General features: G+C 63.6%; 22 protein-coding genes. All 22 read right to left on the bottom strand.

Translation table 11 applies throughout. From position 1 onward, the window contains the following. Nucleotides 1-11 precede the first annotated feature (11 nt). The 22 genes from B2515_RS08060 to B2515_RS07955 all read right to left on the bottom strand — a co-directional run bounded on the left by B2515_RS08060 (nt 12) and on the right by B2515_RS07955 (nt 16,466). Nucleotides 12-671 carry a hypothetical protein gene (locus B2515_RS08060; protein WP_293875579.1) on the bottom strand — a complete coding sequence of 220 codons (660 nt, stop codon included), beginning with the start codon at nt 669-671 and terminating at the stop codon, nt 12-14. Continuing rightward, on the bottom strand, nt 668-3,361 hold the full coding sequence (locus B2515_RS08055) for a phage tail length tape measure family protein (protein ID WP_293875577.1): 2,694 nt from the start codon (nt 3,359-3,361) through the stop codon (nt 668-670). The genes B2515_RS08060 and B2515_RS08055 overlap by 4 nt, the downstream gene beginning before the upstream one ends. After that, complete coding sequence (locus B2515_RS08050; protein WP_293875575.1) at nt 3,361-3,804, bottom strand: phage tail assembly chaperone; 444 nt, start codon at nt 3,802-3,804, stop codon at nt 3,361-3,363. Before B2515_RS08050 ends, B2515_RS08055 begins: the two co-directional genes overlap by 1 nt. Further along, on the bottom strand, nt 3,741-4,178 hold the full coding sequence (locus B2515_RS08045) for a hypothetical protein (RefSeq protein WP_293875573.1): 438 nt from the start codon (nt 4,176-4,178) through the stop codon (nt 3,741-3,743). Before B2515_RS08045 ends, B2515_RS08050 begins: the two co-directional genes overlap by 64 nt. 69 nt (nt 4,179-4,247) lie before the next feature. Further along, nucleotides 4,248-4,979 carry a hypothetical protein gene (locus tag B2515_RS08040; RefSeq protein WP_293875571.1) on the bottom strand — a complete coding sequence of 244 codons (732 nt, stop codon included), beginning with the start codon at nt 4,977-4,979 and terminating at the stop codon, nt 4,248-4,250. Between the two features lie 108 nt (nt 4,980-5,087). Next, nucleotides 5,088-5,501: a phage tail terminator-like protein gene (locus tag B2515_RS08035; protein WP_293875569.1), complete on the bottom strand. Its 414-nt coding sequence runs from the start codon at nt 5,499-5,501 to the stop codon at nt 5,088-5,090. Continuing rightward, nucleotides 5,501-5,932 (bottom strand): hypothetical protein, encoded by a 432-nt coding sequence (locus B2515_RS08030; protein WP_293875567.1) that lies wholly within the window; start codon nt 5,930-5,932, stop codon nt 5,501-5,503. Before B2515_RS08030 ends, B2515_RS08035 begins: the two co-directional genes overlap by 1 nt. Beyond that, on the bottom strand, nt 5,932-6,234 hold the full coding sequence (locus B2515_RS08025; protein ID WP_293875565.1) for a hypothetical protein: 303 nt from the start codon (nt 6,232-6,234) through the stop codon (nt 5,932-5,934). Before B2515_RS08025 ends, B2515_RS08030 begins: the two co-directional genes overlap by 1 nt. Nucleotides 6,235-6,241: 7 nt before the next feature. Then, a complete protein-coding gene (locus B2515_RS08020) occupies nt 6,242-7,423 on the bottom strand; it encodes a hypothetical protein (protein ID WP_293875563.1) in 1,182 nt (393 codons plus the stop codon). Next, nucleotides 7,420-7,815, bottom strand: a complete 396-nt coding sequence (locus B2515_RS08015) for a hypothetical protein (RefSeq protein ID WP_293875561.1) — start codon at nt 7,813-7,815, stop codon at nt 7,420-7,422. Before B2515_RS08015 ends, B2515_RS08020 begins: the two co-directional genes overlap by 4 nt. Continuing rightward, a complete protein-coding gene (locus B2515_RS08010) occupies nt 7,815-8,588 on the bottom strand; it encodes a DnaT-like ssDNA-binding protein (protein WP_293875559.1) in 774 nt (257 codons plus the stop codon). The genes B2515_RS08015 and B2515_RS08010 overlap by 1 nt, the downstream gene beginning before the upstream one ends. 1 nt (nt 8,589) lies before the next feature. Then, nucleotides 8,590-9,540 (bottom strand): hypothetical protein, encoded by a 951-nt coding sequence (locus tag B2515_RS08005; protein WP_293875557.1) that lies wholly within the window; start codon nt 9,538-9,540, stop codon nt 8,590-8,592. 3 nt (nt 9,541-9,543) lie between these two features. Next, a complete protein-coding gene (locus tag B2515_RS08000; RefSeq protein WP_293875555.1) occupies nt 9,544-10,242 on the bottom strand; it encodes a hypothetical protein in 699 nt (232 codons plus the stop codon). A gap of 115 nt (nt 10,243-10,357) precedes the next feature. After that, nucleotides 10,358-10,729 carry a hypothetical protein gene (locus B2515_RS07995; protein WP_293875553.1) on the bottom strand — a complete coding sequence of 124 codons (372 nt, stop codon included), beginning with the start codon at nt 10,727-10,729 and terminating at the stop codon, nt 10,358-10,360. A 1-nt stretch (nt 10,730) separates the two neighbouring features. Next, nucleotides 10,731-10,964 (bottom strand): hypothetical protein, encoded by a 234-nt coding sequence (locus B2515_RS07990; RefSeq protein ID WP_293875551.1) that lies wholly within the window; start codon nt 10,962-10,964, stop codon nt 10,731-10,733. Nucleotides 10,965-10,976: 12 nt separating this feature from the next. After that, on the bottom strand, nt 10,977-11,474 hold the full coding sequence (locus tag B2515_RS07985; RefSeq protein ID WP_293875549.1) for a hypothetical protein: 498 nt from the start codon (nt 11,472-11,474) through the stop codon (nt 10,977-10,979). After that, complete coding sequence (locus B2515_RS07980; RefSeq protein ID WP_293875547.1) at nt 11,471-11,920, bottom strand: hypothetical protein; 450 nt, start codon at nt 11,918-11,920, stop codon at nt 11,471-11,473. The genes B2515_RS07985 and B2515_RS07980 overlap by 4 nt, the downstream gene beginning before the upstream one ends. 1 nt (nt 11,921) lies before the next feature. After that, nucleotides 11,922-12,179: a hypothetical protein gene (locus B2515_RS07975; RefSeq protein ID WP_293875545.1), complete on the bottom strand. Its 258-nt coding sequence runs from the start codon at nt 12,177-12,179 to the stop codon at nt 11,922-11,924. Between the two features lie 73 nt (nt 12,180-12,252). After that, nucleotides 12,253-13,290, bottom strand: a complete 1,038-nt coding sequence (locus tag B2515_RS07970) for a major capsid protein (RefSeq protein ID WP_293875543.1) — start codon at nt 13,288-13,290, stop codon at nt 12,253-12,255. Nucleotides 13,291-13,305: 15 nt separating this feature from the next. Next, nucleotides 13,306-13,755: a hypothetical protein gene (locus B2515_RS07965; protein ID WP_293875541.1), complete on the bottom strand. Its 450-nt coding sequence runs from the start codon at nt 13,753-13,755 to the stop codon at nt 13,306-13,308. Between the two features lie 6 nt (nt 13,756-13,761). Further along, nucleotides 13,762-15,078, bottom strand: coding sequence for a hypothetical protein (locus B2515_RS07960; RefSeq protein WP_293875539.1), 1,317 nt, complete (start codon nt 15,076-15,078; stop codon nt 13,762-13,764). Next, complete coding sequence (locus tag B2515_RS07955; protein ID WP_293875537.1) at nt 15,075-16,466, bottom strand: anti-CBASS protein Acb1 family protein; 1,392 nt, start codon at nt 16,464-16,466, stop codon at nt 15,075-15,077. Before B2515_RS07955 ends, B2515_RS07960 begins: the two co-directional genes overlap by 4 nt. Nucleotides 16,467-16,524 lie beyond the last annotated feature (58 nt).

Below are 16,524 nucleotides of genomic sequence, written 5' to 3'. Positions count from 1 at the left end.
TCTTGGCGAGTCTAAACCACCGACTCCTGCAACACGATGTTTCCCGGCTTCACATGACCCATATTGTCGTATGCTGACCGGATATCCCCGCCATTGCTGATACGGCCAGTGAACCACGGGCGCAGGTAGCAGTTGTCACCAGCTACGATATCGCGGCGCAGGGGAGGGGTGACGACTGCGGTGCCGATGTCGCCGACATAGCTGATCTCGTCGACCAGATAGGTCTCCGAGCCGTGGCCGACGACATGGCCGGGGCTGACGATCGGGCCGACGCCGGTCAGATCGAAGGACATGGTGACGGAGCCCTTCAGTGATGCTGTGGCGAACCGTCCGGTGAAGTCGCCATCCCACTCCTGCTGGTTCGACCACGCCTGTCCGTTCGACCACGGCACCGCAACCATCCCGCGCTGCCGGCTGAAGGCGATCTGGGGCGAGGGAGCGAGGCGGACGCGGAACACCTGCCCGCTGATCTTCGACATGATCCACGACGCGAGCGGCGCGTCCCATTCCGTGTCAATCAGCGCCGGGGCGATCTCCAGCACCGAGAAGCCACCCGGTTCGGGCGTGATGAACTGCGCACCACCCGATGTCAGGCCACCGTCGTAGCCCGCGCCCGGGCAGTGGAACAGCTGCGTCTCAACGCGGAAGGTGGGGAACGCGTAGATCTTCACGAGGCGAATGCTCCATCGGTGTCCAGCTGCTGGAGCAGCGACTGAAGATCGCGCTTCACTTGATCGTAGGTCGCGGTGCCGCCCTGGCGGATGAGGCCGACGACCTGATCGCGGTCGAACGCCCCGGTCACCTGATAGGTGTTGTGGATGTCGCCCATGCGGACGTCCGGTCGCCCACCCCCATGCATCTGCACCCCAAGCGAGCCGTTCGGCCCGCGCTTCAGCGGCACGATCGCCTCGGGACCAGCCTCGCCCATCTCACCAAGAGCGCCGCCATTCGCAAATCGGAACAGCGTCGGCGTGTTGACGACCGTGTTCGTGAAGACGCCGCCCTGCGCGAACCGTGTCGTGCCGCCGGACGGCGCCTGTGAACCGTTAGGCAACACGCCGGTCAGGCTGGAGATGCTTCCGCTTCCAGAGAAGGGGCTGGTGTAGTTGGGCGTGGCCTTGCCGCCGAACAGACCACCGAGAAGCCCCCCGCTTGAGCCGCCTTGAAACATGCTGTCTAGGAAGCTGTCGAGAGTCCGATCCAGCAGCTTGTCGATGATGCGGTTGAGGCTGCCGATCACGCTGTCGGCGAACGATTTGAACAGGTTCTGGCCTTCACGGACACCGTTGATCCAGTCGGCAAAGAACGAGCGCGTCACCTCGCGGCTTTCCGCCAGCGCCTGCGTCTGCTGGTCGAGCTGGTAGCGTTGCGCTGCATAGGCATCGCCCTTGCGGCGGATCGTGGCGATATCGACGTCCGCCGCGGCCACGCCATCTTGCACGGCTTTGTTGATGAGGTCCTGCTGGTATTGATACGAGATGAGCGCCTGACCGGTCAGTCCAAGGGCACCGCGCTCGGCCTCCAGCTGGCGCATGCGCTCGTTGTGGGTCTTCGACGTGCTGTCAGCGGATGATTCGACCGTATTACGGTACGTCGCTGCACCGATCGTTGCGGCGTCTTGCGCGAACGCCTGCTTCATCGGCTCTGTCAATTCGATATGGTCGGCAACCGCCTTGTTCACCTGCTCCTGATAGTACGCATACTCAGCCAGCGCGGCCCCGGTCAGACCGATCGCGCCCCTAGTCTGCTCCAATGACGCGAGCTGCTGCGCCGTCTGCTGGTTGAAGTCCTCCATGAACTTCGCAACGCGGTTCGCCTCGGAGAGCTTGGCCAACTCTGCCGCGATGCCTGCGATTGCCGTTTTCTGAGCCGGCGACAGCTTCAGTCCACGCTCCGACGCCTTGTTGAGCAAATCCTGTTCGTAGGTGACACGCGCCAGCGCCTCGCCATAAACGCCGATTTGCGCGGCCTGCGTGTTCAGGTCGTTACGGATCTTTTCCGCGTCCTTCATCAGGTCGTCGTAGGTGAATGGCTTGGGCCCCTTGGGGGTGCTCGGCTTATCATAGAAGCCCTTGGCCATCTCGTTCTGGCGAGCCAAGGCATTCTTCCGCGCCTGCGCCACGATGCCGTCGAGCGCTTTCTGACCGTCCGCATAGGCCTTGCCGTAGGTCTTCTTGAGCAGGTCAGGATCGCCCTGACCGATCAGCATCTTGCCGATGCCGGTCACACCACCCTTCTCAAGCTCGCCTAGATACGCTTTTGTGCCAGCGATGCCGGCGTAGATGCCTGCCAGCGTCGCGCGCGTGCCGGTGGCGAGGTGGTCCAGAAAGCTGTCCCACGTCTTGGCCATATCCTTCGTGTTCAAGCCCAACGAGCTTGCAGCGCCAGCCAGCGCGCCCTGGAACACCGCCTTCGTGGTGTCGCCCCAGGTCACTGTCACCGCGTTGAGCTTTTTCACCTCTTCCTTGGTGTAGCCCATCTCGGTCGTGTACTTCTTGAGCCCGCTCGTATCGTTCGCCTGCGCAGTAAGGGCGGCGATGCCTGCTCCCACTAGGGCAAGAGCAGCGACAACCGGCAGCAGCGGCGCCAGCATGGCTAGCACCGACGCCGCAGCCGCTCGGAACACGGTGCCGATGCTCGTGCCGGTGCTGATCGCCTTTTCTTGGATGATGTCGAACAGCTGCGGCCCCTGCTGGAGCGCGATTAGGAACGGCGACATCCCCGACGCCGCAGTGACACCGATATCCGCCAGCTGACGGGAGGCGTTCAGGCCTTCGCGAGCCGTGAACTTGATCGACGTCGTGGCGGCGTTCGCGCCCTCCGACACCTTGTTGAGGCTGTCGCGGTACGCCAGCACATGCGCATTGGCGTCGCTCTGGATACCGCCCTGGGCCCGCATCGCGTTCTGCCACGCCACGACATGAGCATTCGCGTCCTGCTGCTGCGCGGACAGGCGGGCGAGATGCTGGGTATAGGCGACCACATGCGCGTCAGCCGCCACCGTCGCAGCCGATGCCTTCTGTTGGGACGCCGCCAGCGCCGCCAGATGCTGCGTGTAGGCGATGACGTGGCTGTCAGCGACACCGATGGATCGCGAGACGTTGTCGTTCGCGGCTGCCGCGCCCTGACCGGCCTTGGCCATCGTCGCAAGCTGGCCGTTCACCTTGTCGAGCCCGCTGACGATCGCGCCAAGCTTGTTGTTCATGGACGCGACGCTGGCAACGAGGCGGGCGATCGAACCCGTACCCAGGCCGGATGCCGCCCCTGCCTTCGTGGCGGATGCGGCAAACCGGTCGAGGTCGTTCGCGGCCTGTACGACCGAGTCCGATTTGACGGATAGATTGAGGGCTGCTGCGTCCATTATCGCCGCCCGCGCCGTGTCGAGGTGGCAGAACGGAAGGCATCACGCGGCGACACGGACGGATCGGGCTGCTCGGTCTTGTTCTGATGCATCAGATAGGCCTCATCCATTCGCCGAATGCAGAACTCGAAAACCTCCGCGTCCTCACAATCCCAACCGGCGACGTGCCGGTCTATTTCGCTCGCAGGGATCGGGCCTATCCCCATGCCGATCTGGCGTTCGGTAGAGAGCCGCCAGAAATCCTCGTACCAGCCGCCGTAACCGTCCATGATCTCAGGCGGTTCAAGTTCTGTTGGCACCTCGCCATCTGTCTTGTCCGCCTCATCTTTCGCCGCGCGCCACTGGTCATACTTGTCGAGCGACCAGCGTAGCGCCTCGATCAGTTTCCCGACGCTTCCTTCGCTCGCTCGCGGACCTTGCTGGCCACCTGATCGCCGGCCCACTCGATCCCGTTGCGGAATGCCTGCCCGACGCCGTGCTGGTCATCGGAGCCGAGCACTGTTTGCGCCCATTCACGAGTGAAGCCGAGCGGCTGACCATCGGCGGTCAGCGCGGCCTCGTCCTCAGCCCCGGTCAGATCCCAGTCGAGCAGGATATGCTCAGCGAGCACTTTGCCGGTTGCGATGTTGAACGCCCGCACGCCCTCCTTGGTGTTCAGCTTCTTGCCGAACCGGCGCGCGAGGCCCTGGATCTCAATCTGGTAGGGCTTGTAGTTGGTCGAGCGAACCTTGACCTTGGCGCCCATCAGGGCCGGGATGTCATCGATCCACTCGCCGGGCGCGAGATCGACGGGTTCGTTGATTTTGCCGATGTCCATAATGTGTCTCGCCGGGCCCTCTCGGGTCTAAGGGCGGCAAAGGGACCCGAACCCCGCCGCCCTTAGCTGTTAAACTTCGACGATGTTGGTGTTGGGCTTCACGGTGATCGACCGCATCAGCGCCGTGTTCGCCTCGCCGCCATTTCGGTTCTTCGACATGGCGAGGCCATAGAAGAGGTCAGTCTGGCCGGCAGGCTGAGCCGTTGCCGTGATGGATGTTGCCGTGCCGGCCGCGGTGGTCGCGATTGCCGCGCCGCCCGGCGTCGCCGACACACTGAACTTGGTCGGCGTCAGCCCGGCTGCAAGGACGTAGTAGACGGTTCCGGCAGTGAGCCCGGTCGGCAGCGTGCCACCGGTGCCGGTGAACATGACTGGCGAGCCAGCTTCGAGCGCATGGCCACCAGCCCAGGTTACGACGCCAGGCGATGCGACGGTGATCGTCACCAGCCCTTCGGTCGCGCAGCCCGCGCCCCATTCGATTTTGAACGCGTGGTTAGCGCAGCCTTCCATCGCGGCAACCAGACGCTGCTGGCCCGGATCATTCGGCAGCGGGGAAAAGGTGTTCTCCATGGCTGCGCTATCGGCGGTCCCTGAAATGGTCACCGTTCGACCGGAGCCGATGAAGTTCTGGCTGATGGCCGTACGCGTGTCCCCCAGCGAACCGGCATTGGTCCAGCCGTTGACCTCGATCCATTCGGCTTCCTGAGGGGCGAAATCCGCCAGCTCGACGATGAGATCGTTCGGGAGCGCGACGCGCGTACCGATATAGAACTTCGACCCTGCTACAGCCTGCAATGCCATGTGCGGCGCTCCCATTGCCCCAGCCGGGCGGTTCTTGAGTGCCGCAACATTACATGGAATGGCGTATCAACGCAACAATAGTGCGTGATCGAGCATCATTAGTTCAGGCTATATTGACGACCATGGCACTCGCACGACCGCCACACGATAGGCGCCATCGACATAGGCGGGCAGGGCGGCAGCATCCGTCGTCACCCGAAGGCGAGACGCGCCGTAGGACATGCAGGTGTCCGCCGGGAAGTGAGCCGCGATCTGCCCCGCAATCTCGCGCAGCTGTACATGCGTGATGTCGCGAGCGATCGGCCACTGCACGGTCAGCATCAGCGTTCCGCTCCGAACGTGGAGCCTACGGTCAATGCCGAGACGAACGGGATCGTTGTTAACGTCGGACAGCAGAATATGCGGTTCGGCCGGCAGCTGCACGATTGCGCCGGGCTCAATGACCTGCATCACAGGGGATGGCGCCAGCGTTTCGACGCGACCTTTCAGCGCCATCCAGTCGGTCGTCTCGATCGCCGGCATTATCGTTTTCCCATCTTCGCAGCCTGACGGGCGACGATCGCCGGCCATTGCGCCGCGGCGGCTTCAGCAAAGCCATAGCCGGATTGGTTGTATGTGCGACCGAGGCTATCAGTGCCGACGAAGCCGTAGTTCAGTCGGCGCGAGTATTTCGCCTGGTAGCCGATATAGACGGTGTCGCCGGGTTTGATGTTGGCCACGCCTAGCGAAAAGCTCTGCTGTGTGGCCAGCACGTTGATCGTCTGCGGAGGCTTAGTGTCGACGACGACAGAGCGCGCAAGGTTGCCCGTCTTCACAGGGACACGCCCGCCGTTCGGGATCGTGGCCGAAGCCACCTCGGCAAGCTCCTGCACCGAATTGCGCAGCAGGGCCGTCAGCCCTTGGGAGGACATGGCAGCCCACTTCGCCGGATCTATGCCCTCCCAGCCGGCCATTAGGCCAGCCCGCGCCGCTTGCTCTCGACCAGCTCAATGATCTCCGCGTTGGTCGAGCCTTCGGGGACAATGACGTCCTCATCGGCCGCGATCTCCAGCAGCTCGGCCTTCGTCTTGCCGGACAGGTTAGGCAGAGAGGGTGCCACCACCGGCACTTTGCGATGATCGGCGTCGCTGTCGATCCGGATCATGGCCCGCAGACCTTCAACAGTGATATCCAGTGCGTCGGCCATCTTGCCGCGCATGATCGCGTCCCGGAGGTTCTTGCGGCGTTCCGCGCAGTCCTTGCAACCCATGGTCATTCTCCCGTTATAGCCCGTGGGCCCAGTCGATGGTGAAATCTGTCGAGCAGCGGCAGGCGACGTTGTTGCGCGCGCCACCCTCGGGGTCGTGGCTGTGCTTCATCAGCGAGCCGTCCGGCATGAAAAACACAGCGTCGATGCCGATCACGGTCTTGCCGTTCATGGCGAGGTGCCAATCGCGGGCATGATGCAGCCCGCCCAGATGCCGCCACGTCTTGGTCAGCGCGTCATCTGGCAGTCCGTTCTTGTCCATCGCTTGCTTGGTCGCCTCAGCGCGGGCGGACATGACACTCTGTGCCGTTTCGGTACGGGCGATGTCGTCGGCGCGCTTGGCGAGCAGGCGATCCGAATATTTCCCCGCCATCTCTTCGATCTTGTCGGCGGTCAGTGGGTTCGGCTTGCCCGCCGCAACATCGCGGATCGCTTTCTTGATCGACCGGTCAAAGCGGCGGTCGCGCAGTGTCTGCCCCGTGCCCTCCTTCCACTTGCCATCCTTGTCGAAGCTGCCGAGCACCTTCATCATCTCGTCAGGATCGCCGGACAGCAGACGACGGCGCATGCTTTCAACGTAGCCCGTCTGAGGTGCGGACAGCCCGACGATGCCGCCGCGCCTGCCGCTGATCGGATTGACTCGGCCGGCGATGGTCGTAGCGATGGTTTGCGGCCCTTCGCCCCGCTGGAACCCATCGGCAATGACCCTGCGGGCTGTCTCGGCCTGCTCTTCGACATAGCCGGCGACTCGCGATGCCGCTTCGGTCCTGATCTTGGCCTCGGCACGCGGGTTCGTCATGTCAAAACGGAACACGATGTTGGTCGGCTCAGGACCGTCAAACGACAACGCGGGCGGGGGAGGGCGCACAGGACCGGATGGCCCCGCGGGCGCTAGCTCTGGCATACGCAGGCTCGGCCCGCGAGGGGCACGAAACTCCGCCGCGCGCTGCTTGGTCAGTGTCTCCGATGCGACCGCCCCCGCCTTAGCAAAGCCGGACTGACGCTCCAGCATGTACCCGCTGAAAGCTGCCGGTTCGATGTTGAGCGCATCCACAGCCGCGTCAATGTCGCCCTCGCGCAGCGCGATGACGAGCAGCTGGTAGTTAATGCCGGACCGCAGCAACGCGATTGCCGCAAGGAACGCCAGCGCAAGGGCCGGCGCCAGTCCGTCGATCAGGTCTTCCAGCTCGTCGTTCATCGGCGCACCACGAAACGGATGGCGCAAACCATTCCCGCAGCCGGGATATTCTCGACCTTCAGGATGGTGACCGGGCTGTCGTCAATCTCCAGCACATCGGTGGGCTCGTATGCCCCGCCCCAAGGGGCAACGATCACCTGGAGATCGGTAGCGACGATCTGCCCGCCGTTTTCGACAGGCGCGCCGACCAAATCCTTGCCGACACCGCGGGCAGCCCCGTCTAGGACCGTGACCTCCCTCTCCTGTGGGGCAGGCGGGTCCCAAGGATTTGCCGGTGTGGCGCTGTCGAGATAGCGGACAAGCTCAATCGTGCCTTGCCCGAGCCCGCCTTCGCTGGTGGGGGCGAGAAGGTCGATCGCAGTCTGGCGCATGGAGGCATAGAAGTCGTCCATCAGCTGCCGAGGCTCCACATGAATGCGCCGCCCGTGCTGTCGCAGACGAACTGTCGCAGCGCGCCGTCGATCATGCTGTCGACGAATGCAGGCCCGCCCCCCATTTTCGCTGCGCCATCGTCGAAGAACTCGCGCTCGATCACGTCGACCTTCTGCCGCTTCACCCGGCTGCCCGGCGTAGAAACGGGACCAGCGAGGATGCCCGGCGTTGACGCTTCCAGCCATGCGGCACGGTAGGCCGCGTTGACCACGGGCGGCGGGATCACGTCATCAGCGACGGCGATCGTGCAATTGAGCGTCGAGCCGGTCCGCGGCCAGCCCAGCTCCTGCATGACGCCACCAGACCGTGAGCCGGTCCAGAACGTCTCGTAGCCATCGACGTAGGCGGTGCCGCGGGTGCGGAGGACGGCTGGGACCGGCGCGTCAGCAGGGAGGGAAAGGCCGTGATCTTCAAGCCATGCTAGGAAGCCAGTGTCCGTTCCATAAGCGGCAACTACCCGGTCGCTCTCGGTCTGCCTGACCGTCAACGCAATAAATTTGTCGTCGCCTTGGCCGCTGACTCCAAGCCAGACGCCCCGCAGCAGATTTGGCCCCACCGACCCACCGGTCAGAACGACGGTCAGCCCGGCATCGTCCTTGTCTTGCGACTGGATTGATACATCTCCGGACACGACGGATACCGAAGCGGAGGCGAGCTTATCGCCAGCGTCGAGCGGCGGATTCCACCTATAACGGTAAGTAGCTTCGGGATCTTTGTCGGGCCAGTTCAGCATATCATGCAGCCAAGCGAGAGGGGCGCGGCGAATAGACGACGCGGGAGACGCGAGCCGATCGAACGGTGCGTCTGGACGGTGGAACCGGGCGCGTGCCGACGAACAGCGAGGGCGAGGTCACGAAATTGCCGCGGAAGGTGCTGGCAACCGCTACGGCAGAGCGAGCCGACAACGACGGGCTGGACGCAATCTGCGACTGGAATGCGCTCGCCGGGGCCACCGCGTACCTGACGACGATCGTCGGCGAGGTCGCGACATTCGCGTGCGATGCGCTGTCCACCGCCAGCGTCGATCGCGACGACAGCGAAGGGCTGGTGGCGACGTTCTGCTGCACCGCGCTGGCGATACTGATCGTACCGGCCGCGGCGATTGTCGGCTGCGTCGTTTCGTTCGCCTGATAGGCCGACGCGGGCGACACCGACGCCTTGCTGGACAGGCTCGGCGACGTCGCTTGATTGATCTGGGACGCACTATCCGGGGCGACTGACGAGCGGGCCGCAAGCGTCGGGGAGGTTGCCGCATTCGTCTGGCTCGCGGAGTCAATCGCCAGCATGCCCGCTACCGATAGGGTCGGGGAGGTCGCGCTATTGATTTGCTGAGCGCTGTCGACGGCGACCGCGGAACGTCCGGCCAGCGTTGGGCTGGTTGAGACGTTGGTCTGCTGGCTGTTGTCGGGCGCGACCGCGCTCTTCGCTGCCAGCGTGGGCGAAGTTGCGGTGTTGTCCTGATAGGCGCTGTTCGGTGCGACCTGGCTTTTGGACGACAGGGACGGCGAGGTGGATACATTTGCCTGATAGGCGGATGCAGGCTGGACCGAGGTCGGCGCCGTCAGGGCAGGGGATGACGCGATGTTCGTTTGCGCGGCGTTATTAGGCGCGACAGCCGGCTGCGCGGGCGCTGCAATATTGCGCCCGCCGACCGGTGCGCCGCCTACAGGATAACCGCCGACCATCGCCTACATCTGCCGGAAGATAACAAGATCAAGGGCCTTGATGTTCGGCGGGGTTCCGCTGCCGATGTAGTAAAATGCCTCCAGCGTTTCGTTTTTCTGGAAATAAGCCACCCGCCGATAGGTCGTGCCTTGGCGTTGCAAATTGCCGCCCCACCAAGAGAATGCGGGCGTGTCACCGCGCGTCGTGCCGACGCCAGTGCCGAACGAAAGCGTGCGGATGTCGCCGTCGATCAGGCGGAACTTGAACAGGATGTCATAGATCCCGTCCTGGGGCACCGTATAAACGGAGGTCGACAGGTTGAACCCTGCGTGCGTGTCGGTGACCAGCGTGTTGAGCATGGCGCGGGCGAAGGAGTTGCCCGTCGCCGCGACCTCGCCATCGAAGGTAGCCTCAAAGAACGGCCAGTCCGCGACGTTATCCCGCGAGAGGAAGGCGATGGCGACGGTGGCCGAACCGGACAAGCTGAGCGTAGAACCGGTGCTGCTGGCGTCCATGGTGCGCGTCAGCGTGTTGCCCGACACCGAATAGGTGCCAACGCCGGTTTCCCATGCCGCGCCGTCCTCTATGACGTACGACACGAGCCTGTCCGTCGTATAGGCGCTGGCGAACGTCCGATAGCCCGACGACGCTGCGCCCAGCGTGATGGTGCCGGTCCCCGTGGTCGCCGTCGCGACCTTCACCCGATCGCGAAGGTTTGCCATTACCGCGCCTCTTCACCATCCCAGATCGAGACGGTCAGCACGATAGCCAGAACGGCCAGCCACTGCGTTGCGCGGTGGTTGAGCAGCGCGTTACCGAGGCGATGAGCGATGGTCATCATGCCGGTGCCTGGATCTCGTCTTTCCACGTGCCAATATCCACCGTGCCACCCGAGGCGACGGCGGTGCTGGCGGTCGTGGTGACGAAGATCGTCGTGCCGTTATCGATCACCACGTAAGTGGCCGTGCCCGAAGCGGTAACGGGCACCGCCGACTTCGCGGCGATCGTCATCTTCCGGCCAGAAGTATCGCCGTTAGCCAGCGTGATGTCGTTCGTCTTGTCGAGCGTCACCGATGCGAGCTTCACCGCAGCAATACCTGCGAAGTTGGCAGGCTGAGCCGATGTCAGGGTCTGGGTAACCGTGCCGGCTGCGGTCTTGAAGGTGTTGAACGCCGCATCGTAGAACGCGGGATCTGCATATTTACCCATGTCACTCGCCCCCCATCACGAGTTTGCCCTTGTTCGGCCCGTCGCCGAACACCGTCTCGGGATCGATATCGACCTCGCCCACCGGATAGGTCATGACCGGCTCGTCATCGGTCGCCTCCGCGAACCCGGCCGCGATGAAATACGGCTCAGCGTCCTTGTCCTCGAACGCCAGCGCGACGCTCGGCACGAAGGTGGTTGCGCCGTGCTTGGTGGGGGAGGTAAATTTGATGGCCATGGGCGGGGCGTCCTACTGAGTGACCGGGATAGCCAAAACCTGCACCTGAATGCCGGTCGCGGCGCCCCCGAAGAGGTCGAAATTGATCAGGTTCGTCAGCAGCGTGAGGGTCGCTGGCAGGGTGCGCGCAAGCCAGCAACGGCCAGTCGCGGCCGTTGTGGTGCGGGTGGCAACGTTGCATACGATGGGCTGCGTTGAGGTGTTGACCGGCACGGGCAGGACCACCGGCGGTGTCGTCACCGGTGTCGACCATGTCACCGTCCAGGCACCGGCGCTATCCGTCGTCACCACCGCTGCGCGGGTGATGCGCGGATGCGTGTGGTCCTCACGCGCATAGCGTGTCTGAGAGCCGGTCTGCCCGCCCACCATCTCGCTAGGCGGCGTGGAGGCGGCCGGCTGTGGCTGTGAGGCCTGAATCGCCTGCACCTCAGCCTTAGTCGCGAGGGTGGAGGTGTCCACCTGCCCGGCGGGTGCAGTGACGACCTGAAGGACTAGCGCCAGGGCGATCATTGCGACACCACCACGAAGGTCGACGCGACCGTTGCCGACGTGATGCTGATCTGATCCGTCAGGACGATGCCTTGGAAGGACCCGCAGTTGAACGCGCCGCCAGCGGGCAGGGGGATCGCGTTCGCCGCGGTCGCACTACCTGGCGCGCCAAGGAAGATCAGTTCCGCATTGGCGCTGTTGTTGTAGATCGCGCAACCCTTGCGGGTGGCGTTCGCAGCAAGCGCGCTCTGGAACGTGTTGGCAGTCGCCACGCTGCCGTTCGTCGTGGTCGACGTCGCGCGCTGGGGCAGGCTGCCATTGGTGCCGTCGCTGTTGAGGACCATGACGCCTTGGGCGTTGAGCGTGTTGCCGGTGGCAGACTGATACGTCGGCGCCGTCACCTGCGCGGCGACCGGCGAGGCGACGAGCGCCGATACCAGCGCTACGAAGGTGACGATCGCCCGCATATCAGTTGCTCGCCGGACGCGGACGGCGGGGCTGGTCCGACTGGTCCTTGCTTTCGGTGCCACGCTCGGCAGCGGTGCCGGTGACGAACTCCGAGTGCTCGGGCGGCTTGCCGCTGATGATCTCATAGCGGCCCGACCACCCCGCCGGGGCGTCGTGTTTGCCGAGGTCGATCTCGTGGCCGATCGGATATTCGCCGTGCGGGTTCTCTGCCGAAGCTTCGAGGCCGTAGATGCCTGCGCTGATAATGCGGATCTTCATGTCGTCTCTCCTGAAATAGAAAGGGCGGGCGTTTCGACGGCCCGCCCTCCCCAAGTTCCGTGATGGTCAGGCGTCAGACGCTGACGCTGTAGAACACACCGCCACGACCGTTATAATCGGTGCGGATTTCCAGACCGAGCGCGCCGGCCAACTCGAACTGATAGTTCGACCGGGGGTGTGTGCGCGGGATGGCGATCGTGTTCACGGCCATGCCAACCAGCGGGCGGATGTATTCGGCGTTCGGGACGAAGCCGAAGAACTCGTTGCCGGTCAGCTCGAACGACACCTCGATTTTGTTGATCCGGCGGTTGGTGCGCAGGAACTCCATGATCGAACCGTTCTTGAAGCCGGCGCTGCCCGAATAGACCTTGTCCCATGCCCGCGCGATGTCGGGCGAGATGTAGATGTTCACCTTGCCGGCGATATAGTTCGCGTCGAGCATCGCGCCGAAGGGGCCGGTGAAGAACGCGTCGAGCGCGTCCGGGGTCGCCGTCGTCAGGTTGATGTTCGCACCGCCTGCGCCGATGTTGATCGACTTCGACAGGGGGTGGTTGCGGATGCCCCAGCCGGTGTAGCCCTGAAAAACGATCGTCGTGTCGCCGTTCAGGACGTAAAGCGCTTGGTCGCGCTTGATCTTCGCGGTGTGCGCTTCCTGATCGTCGGCGAGCGCGTCGAAGTTCTCGGACTGCTGGCTGTTCCATTCGCGCCATTCCCGACCATAGCCAGTGTGGAACATCGGCACGACGGTGCCGCGGTAGTCATAGACTACCTTGTCGAGCGGAACCGGCACCTGACCGGACATGCTACGGATCACCGTGCCGGCATCGGACGACACGCGGTTCAGGTGGACGAGCTTTCCGATGTTCACCGGCTTGGCGAGCGGCATCAGGTCGGCCATCCAGGTCGAGCCCTCATCAGCTCGCATCACGCGGCGGGTGATGTTGTCCATGTCGAGCCACGCATCGCGCGGCAAGACTGAGGCGGCGTTGCCGACCGATGCGAGATGATCTTCCGTCTGGTGGAAGAACTCACGCTCGATAGTGACTTCATCCCACCACACGCCGTGCTCGCGAGGGTGGTTGGCGATAAGCTGCTGATCGAAGTAACGCATTTCGCTCCCTCCCCCTTATGCCACGACCATGCCGGGCTGCGCCTTGCGCGCGCGGACCAACTGGTCTGCCCCGGTGGTGTTGTTGAAAGCCTCTTCGGCGATCATGATGACGCGCTGACCGGTCGTAGCGACGGCGAACTTGCCCGCGGCAGTGGTCGTCAGGTTGGCGCCACGAGCGACGTTTGTGCCGGTTGGTACGCGGACGTTGAAGAACAGCTCGTCGAGCGGCTCCATGCCGATGACACGATCGCCAGCGGGCCACGCGGTGTCGGTGTCCTTCAGCGCCAGATAGTTGTCCTGCGCGATGTAGACTTTCGTCGGGGCCGATGCGCCAGCCTGCGCGAACGCCGTGCCATTCTCGATCAGAGCCGTGCCGGGGAGAACCGCAGTCGGGCAGATGCGCTCCTGAACCTGCGGTAGATTGTTCTGCGCGGGACCGGCGAAGATCTTGTTGAAGCGTGCCATGACTGGTTACTCTCCCTTCGGCGCGGTGAAGCCGGGCTTTTCGCCGGCGGGCTTGAACGCGCCGTTGATGCGGAAGGCGGTCTTCGGCGTGCTCGACAGCAGCGCGTTCAGCACCGGTGCGGGCGATGCCTTGGCCAGCTCCTCGGTCAGCAGCCCGCCTTCGACGACCTTGTTAACCAGAGCAGCATGCTCTTCGTCGGCCTTCGCCTTATCGGCTGCGTCGCGCGCAGCCTGCGCGTCGATCATGGGCTTCAGGGCATTGCCGACCGCCGTGGCGATGGTCGCGTCCAAACCGGAAAGGGTGCCGGCCATGGCCTCGACCTTCCCCGATAGCTCGTCGAATTGCGCCTTATCCATGGTGTCCCCATTCGCGGTGAGAGGCGGGCTCTCGGTTTCAGCGGGGTTCGGGTCCCCCTTCACAAGGCGAAGCATATAACTTTTGATCTGTTCGATCAATGGTTGTTGTTCTTTTCTTTCAACAGCACGCACGATGCTTTCAGCGGCCCAGGTGATCTCGCGCTCGATATCGTCGTCGAAGGTCGAGTTGATGACCTCGATCTCGTCGCCCGCCGCGTTCACGAAGATACCGACGCCCTGGTCTGGGGTGGCCGCACCGGGCTCGTCCAGCAACCAGCAGTCGTGGTCGAACAGCATCGTGTCCGCTTCGAACTTGGCTCCGTCCGTGGCGTTCTCGACAGGCGTCAGCGTGGCGAGCAGCCCCGTGCTGCTATGGATCGGCTCACCCTTGTCGACTGCTTCCAGGACGCGCTTGCCGCCCTCGGACTGGTTGGCGAATGCGACATCGATCACCTTGTCGAGCAGCACCTTGCCGTTCTCGCGGCGCACGTTCTCGTTGTGCGCACCGATGTAGGAGCGCGCCAGCCCCTCCGCGCTCTTGGCTGACACGTACTTGCCATTAACGGTTGGGTGGCCAAGCGGCGCGAGAGTGCCCTCCAGCGTGTGGTAGCTCTCAGCGATCACCGGGGCGGGGTAGCGGATACCGTTCATCACCACGTTGTCGGGCAGCGTGGCGCTGGGCACGATCACCACGTCACGGCCATGACGCTTCTCGCGGCGGATCTTGCTGGCGTTGACCAACGTGCTGACGTTGACGCGGACTTGCTTTCCGTCGGAACGATTCATCGCAGGCATTTTCTTTTCCGGCTCTTTTTCAAGGAAGGACAGCGCTTCCTCCATCTGTGTCATCATTAGCATCTGACTTTTCTCGCCGGCTGCCCCAGTTGTCGGAGCTGTGCCGTTCATGTGCTTTTTGTGAAGCGCGATGGCCTTTTTCAGCGCTTCAATGGCCTTCGTTACGTTCATGGTTGCTGATCTCCGGGAATTGTCTGCGTCGCCGCATCTTCGGCCATCTGCCGCGCGCGGTCCGCGCGTTCGGCCAGAAACTCGTCGAACCCCTCAACCTCATCCGCCGCCTTGAACCCGGCCTCGTCGCGGATCTCGTCAGGCAGGAACACGGGCTCGCTGCCGGCCTGTTGGTTGATGGTCGACATCTTGGCGGCTCGATCTAGCTTCGCATCGGGAGACGCCTCGGTCAGATCCTGCCAGCCGATCGTCCAGTCCTTGGCGTCGAGGATGCCCCAGATCACCAGCCTGTCGATCAGGTCGTAGAGGATCGGCAGCACGCGGTTCTCGCGGCGGGACATGTTCGTCTGCGCCCACTCGTTCGCGTCCTCGGTGCTGGCGCGCTCCCCGGTGACGTTGCCGATTAGGACCTTTACGGGGATGCTGATCGACGCGGCAAATCCCTGCGCCGCCAGCTCCCAGAACTCCTTCGGCTGGGGCAGGGTGATCGTCAGCGGCGACACGCTGAAGCTGCCGAGCATCAGAGCCTTGTCGAAGCCGGACTGGAAATCGTCGACTGTGGCGTTGAGCTTATCGATCACGTCGGCCGGCGTGGCGGCGTTCATGCCTCGCTGCACGTCCTGCGGCGACACGCCCTTCGGCGCTTCGATGATGGGGGCGCCGCGGGCAGACTTCCAGAATCCCTCGCCGCCAGCGCCCTTGATCTTGGCCGCGTCGGTCAGGTCGTTGAACCCCGGCTCCAGCGCTGAAGAGCCGTTGACCGTGCCATCGTCCGACCAGATCAGCACCCGATCGCGGTGGATACGAACTTGGCTCTTACCGACCGTGCTCGGCTCGCCGACCGCCTGCTCATCGAACTGATAGAACAGCGGATCGCCGTAGGTGTCGCTGGTGGGCGACGTATCCCACTCGACGACGCTAAGCTGGCCTTCCCATGCCGGTATGATGCCGACGAAGTTCTCAATGCCCTTGGAAACCCGCTCGACCGGCTCTTCCAGCTTCTTGCCATCCCGAACAAGGATGATCGCCCCGGCATAGCAGCCCACCATAGAGCGCCGGTCGCAATCCATCAGCGCGCGCCAGATCTTCTTGCGGGTGAAGTGCTTGCGGATGTCACCCTCGGCCGTGCTCTCCGCGGGCTTCTCACTCTCCCACAGCGTCGGCATGGTCTGCCACGTCTTGGCGATCGTCTTGTCGACGCCAGCGGCTGCCAAGCCCGACCGACTATACATGCGGTAGAAGTGTTCGAACGTCAGCTGATCAGGCCAGCCGTAGTCCTTGCCGAAGTCGTGCTTCAGGCTGAAGCCAAATGCGGACGGGAAGGCGCGGGCCAACCGCTCGCGGATCAGCGAGGTCGTGTTGCCGATGAACGAGCCGCTTGTACCCATTGCGCATAGTTACGTGATATTGCGCAAATGAGCAACAATGTTGCGTGTGGTTACGGTG

This window comes from Sphingomonas sp. UBA978 (genome assembly GCF_002292295.1).
In the GTDB taxonomy this organism is placed as follows: Bacteria; Pseudomonadota; Alphaproteobacteria; order Sphingomonadales; family Sphingomonadaceae; genus Sphingomonas.
This window is presented reverse-complemented; position numbering and strand designations above follow the sequence as displayed.

Excerpts from the sequence above, each read along its gene's own strand:
- B2515_RS08055 (WP_293875577.1), bottom strand. The coding sequence starts at position 3,361 with ATGGACGCAGCAGCCCTCAATCTATCCGTCAAATCGGACTCGGTCGTA.
- B2515_RS08045 (WP_293875573.1), bottom strand. The coding sequence starts at position 4,178 with ATGGACATCGGCAAAATCAACGAACCCGTCGATCTCGCGCCCGGCGAG.
- B2515_RS08040 (WP_293875571.1), bottom strand. The coding sequence starts at position 4,979 with ATGGCATTGCAGGCTGTAGCAGGGTCGAAGTTCTATATCGGTACGCGC.
- B2515_RS08035 (WP_293875569.1), bottom strand. The coding sequence starts at position 5,501 with ATGCCGGCGATCGAGACGACCGACTGGATGGCGCTGAAAGGTCGCGTC.
- B2515_RS08030 (WP_293875567.1), bottom strand. The coding sequence starts at position 5,932 with ATGGCCGGCTGGGAGGGCATAGATCCGGCGAAGTGGGCTGCCATGTCC.
- B2515_RS08025 (WP_293875565.1), bottom strand. The coding sequence starts at position 6,234 with ATGACCATGGGTTGCAAGGACTGCGCGGAACGCCGCAAGAACCTCCGG.
- B2515_RS08020 (WP_293875563.1), bottom strand. The coding sequence starts at position 7,423 with ATGAACGACGAGCTGGAAGACCTGATCGACGGACTGGCGCCGGCCCTT.
- B2515_RS08015 (WP_293875561.1), bottom strand. The coding sequence starts at position 7,815 with ATGGACGACTTCTATGCCTCCATGCGCCAGACTGCGATCGACCTTCTC.
- B2515_RS08010 (WP_293875559.1), bottom strand. The coding sequence starts at position 8,588 with ATGCTGAACTGGCCCGACAAAGATCCCGAAGCTACTTACCGTTATAGG.
- B2515_RS08005 (WP_293875557.1), bottom strand. The coding sequence starts at position 9,540 with ATGGTCGGCGGTTATCCTGTAGGCGGCGCACCGGTCGGCGGGCGCAAT.
- B2515_RS08000 (WP_293875555.1), bottom strand. The coding sequence starts at position 10,242 with ATGGCAAACCTTCGCGATCGGGTGAAGGTCGCGACGGCGACCACGGGG.
- B2515_RS07995 (WP_293875553.1), bottom strand. The coding sequence starts at position 10,729 with ATGGGTAAATATGCAGATCCCGCGTTCTACGATGCGGCGTTCAACACC.
- B2515_RS07990 (WP_293875551.1), bottom strand. The coding sequence starts at position 10,964 with ATGGCCATCAAATTTACCTCCCCCACCAAGCACGGCGCAACCACCTTC.
- B2515_RS07985 (WP_293875549.1), bottom strand. The coding sequence starts at position 11,474 with ATGATCGCCCTGGCGCTAGTCCTTCAGGTCGTCACTGCACCCGCCGGG.
- B2515_RS07980 (WP_293875547.1), bottom strand. The coding sequence starts at position 11,920 with ATGCGGGCGATCGTCACCTTCGTAGCGCTGGTATCGGCGCTCGTCGCC.
- B2515_RS07975 (WP_293875545.1), bottom strand. The coding sequence starts at position 12,179 with ATGAAGATCCGCATTATCAGCGCAGGCATCTACGGCCTCGAAGCTTCG.
- B2515_RS07970 (WP_293875543.1), bottom strand. The coding sequence starts at position 13,290 with ATGCGTTACTTCGATCAGCAGCTTATCGCCAACCACCCTCGCGAGCAC.
- B2515_RS07965 (WP_293875541.1), bottom strand. The coding sequence starts at position 13,755 with ATGGCACGCTTCAACAAGATCTTCGCCGGTCCCGCGCAGAACAATCTA.
- B2515_RS07960 (WP_293875539.1), bottom strand. The coding sequence starts at position 15,078 with ATGAACGTAACGAAGGCCATTGAAGCGCTGAAAAAGGCCATCGCGCTT.
- B2515_RS07955 (WP_293875537.1), bottom strand. The coding sequence starts at position 16,466 with ATGGGTACAAGCGGCTCGTTCATCGGCAACACGACCTCGCTGATCCGC.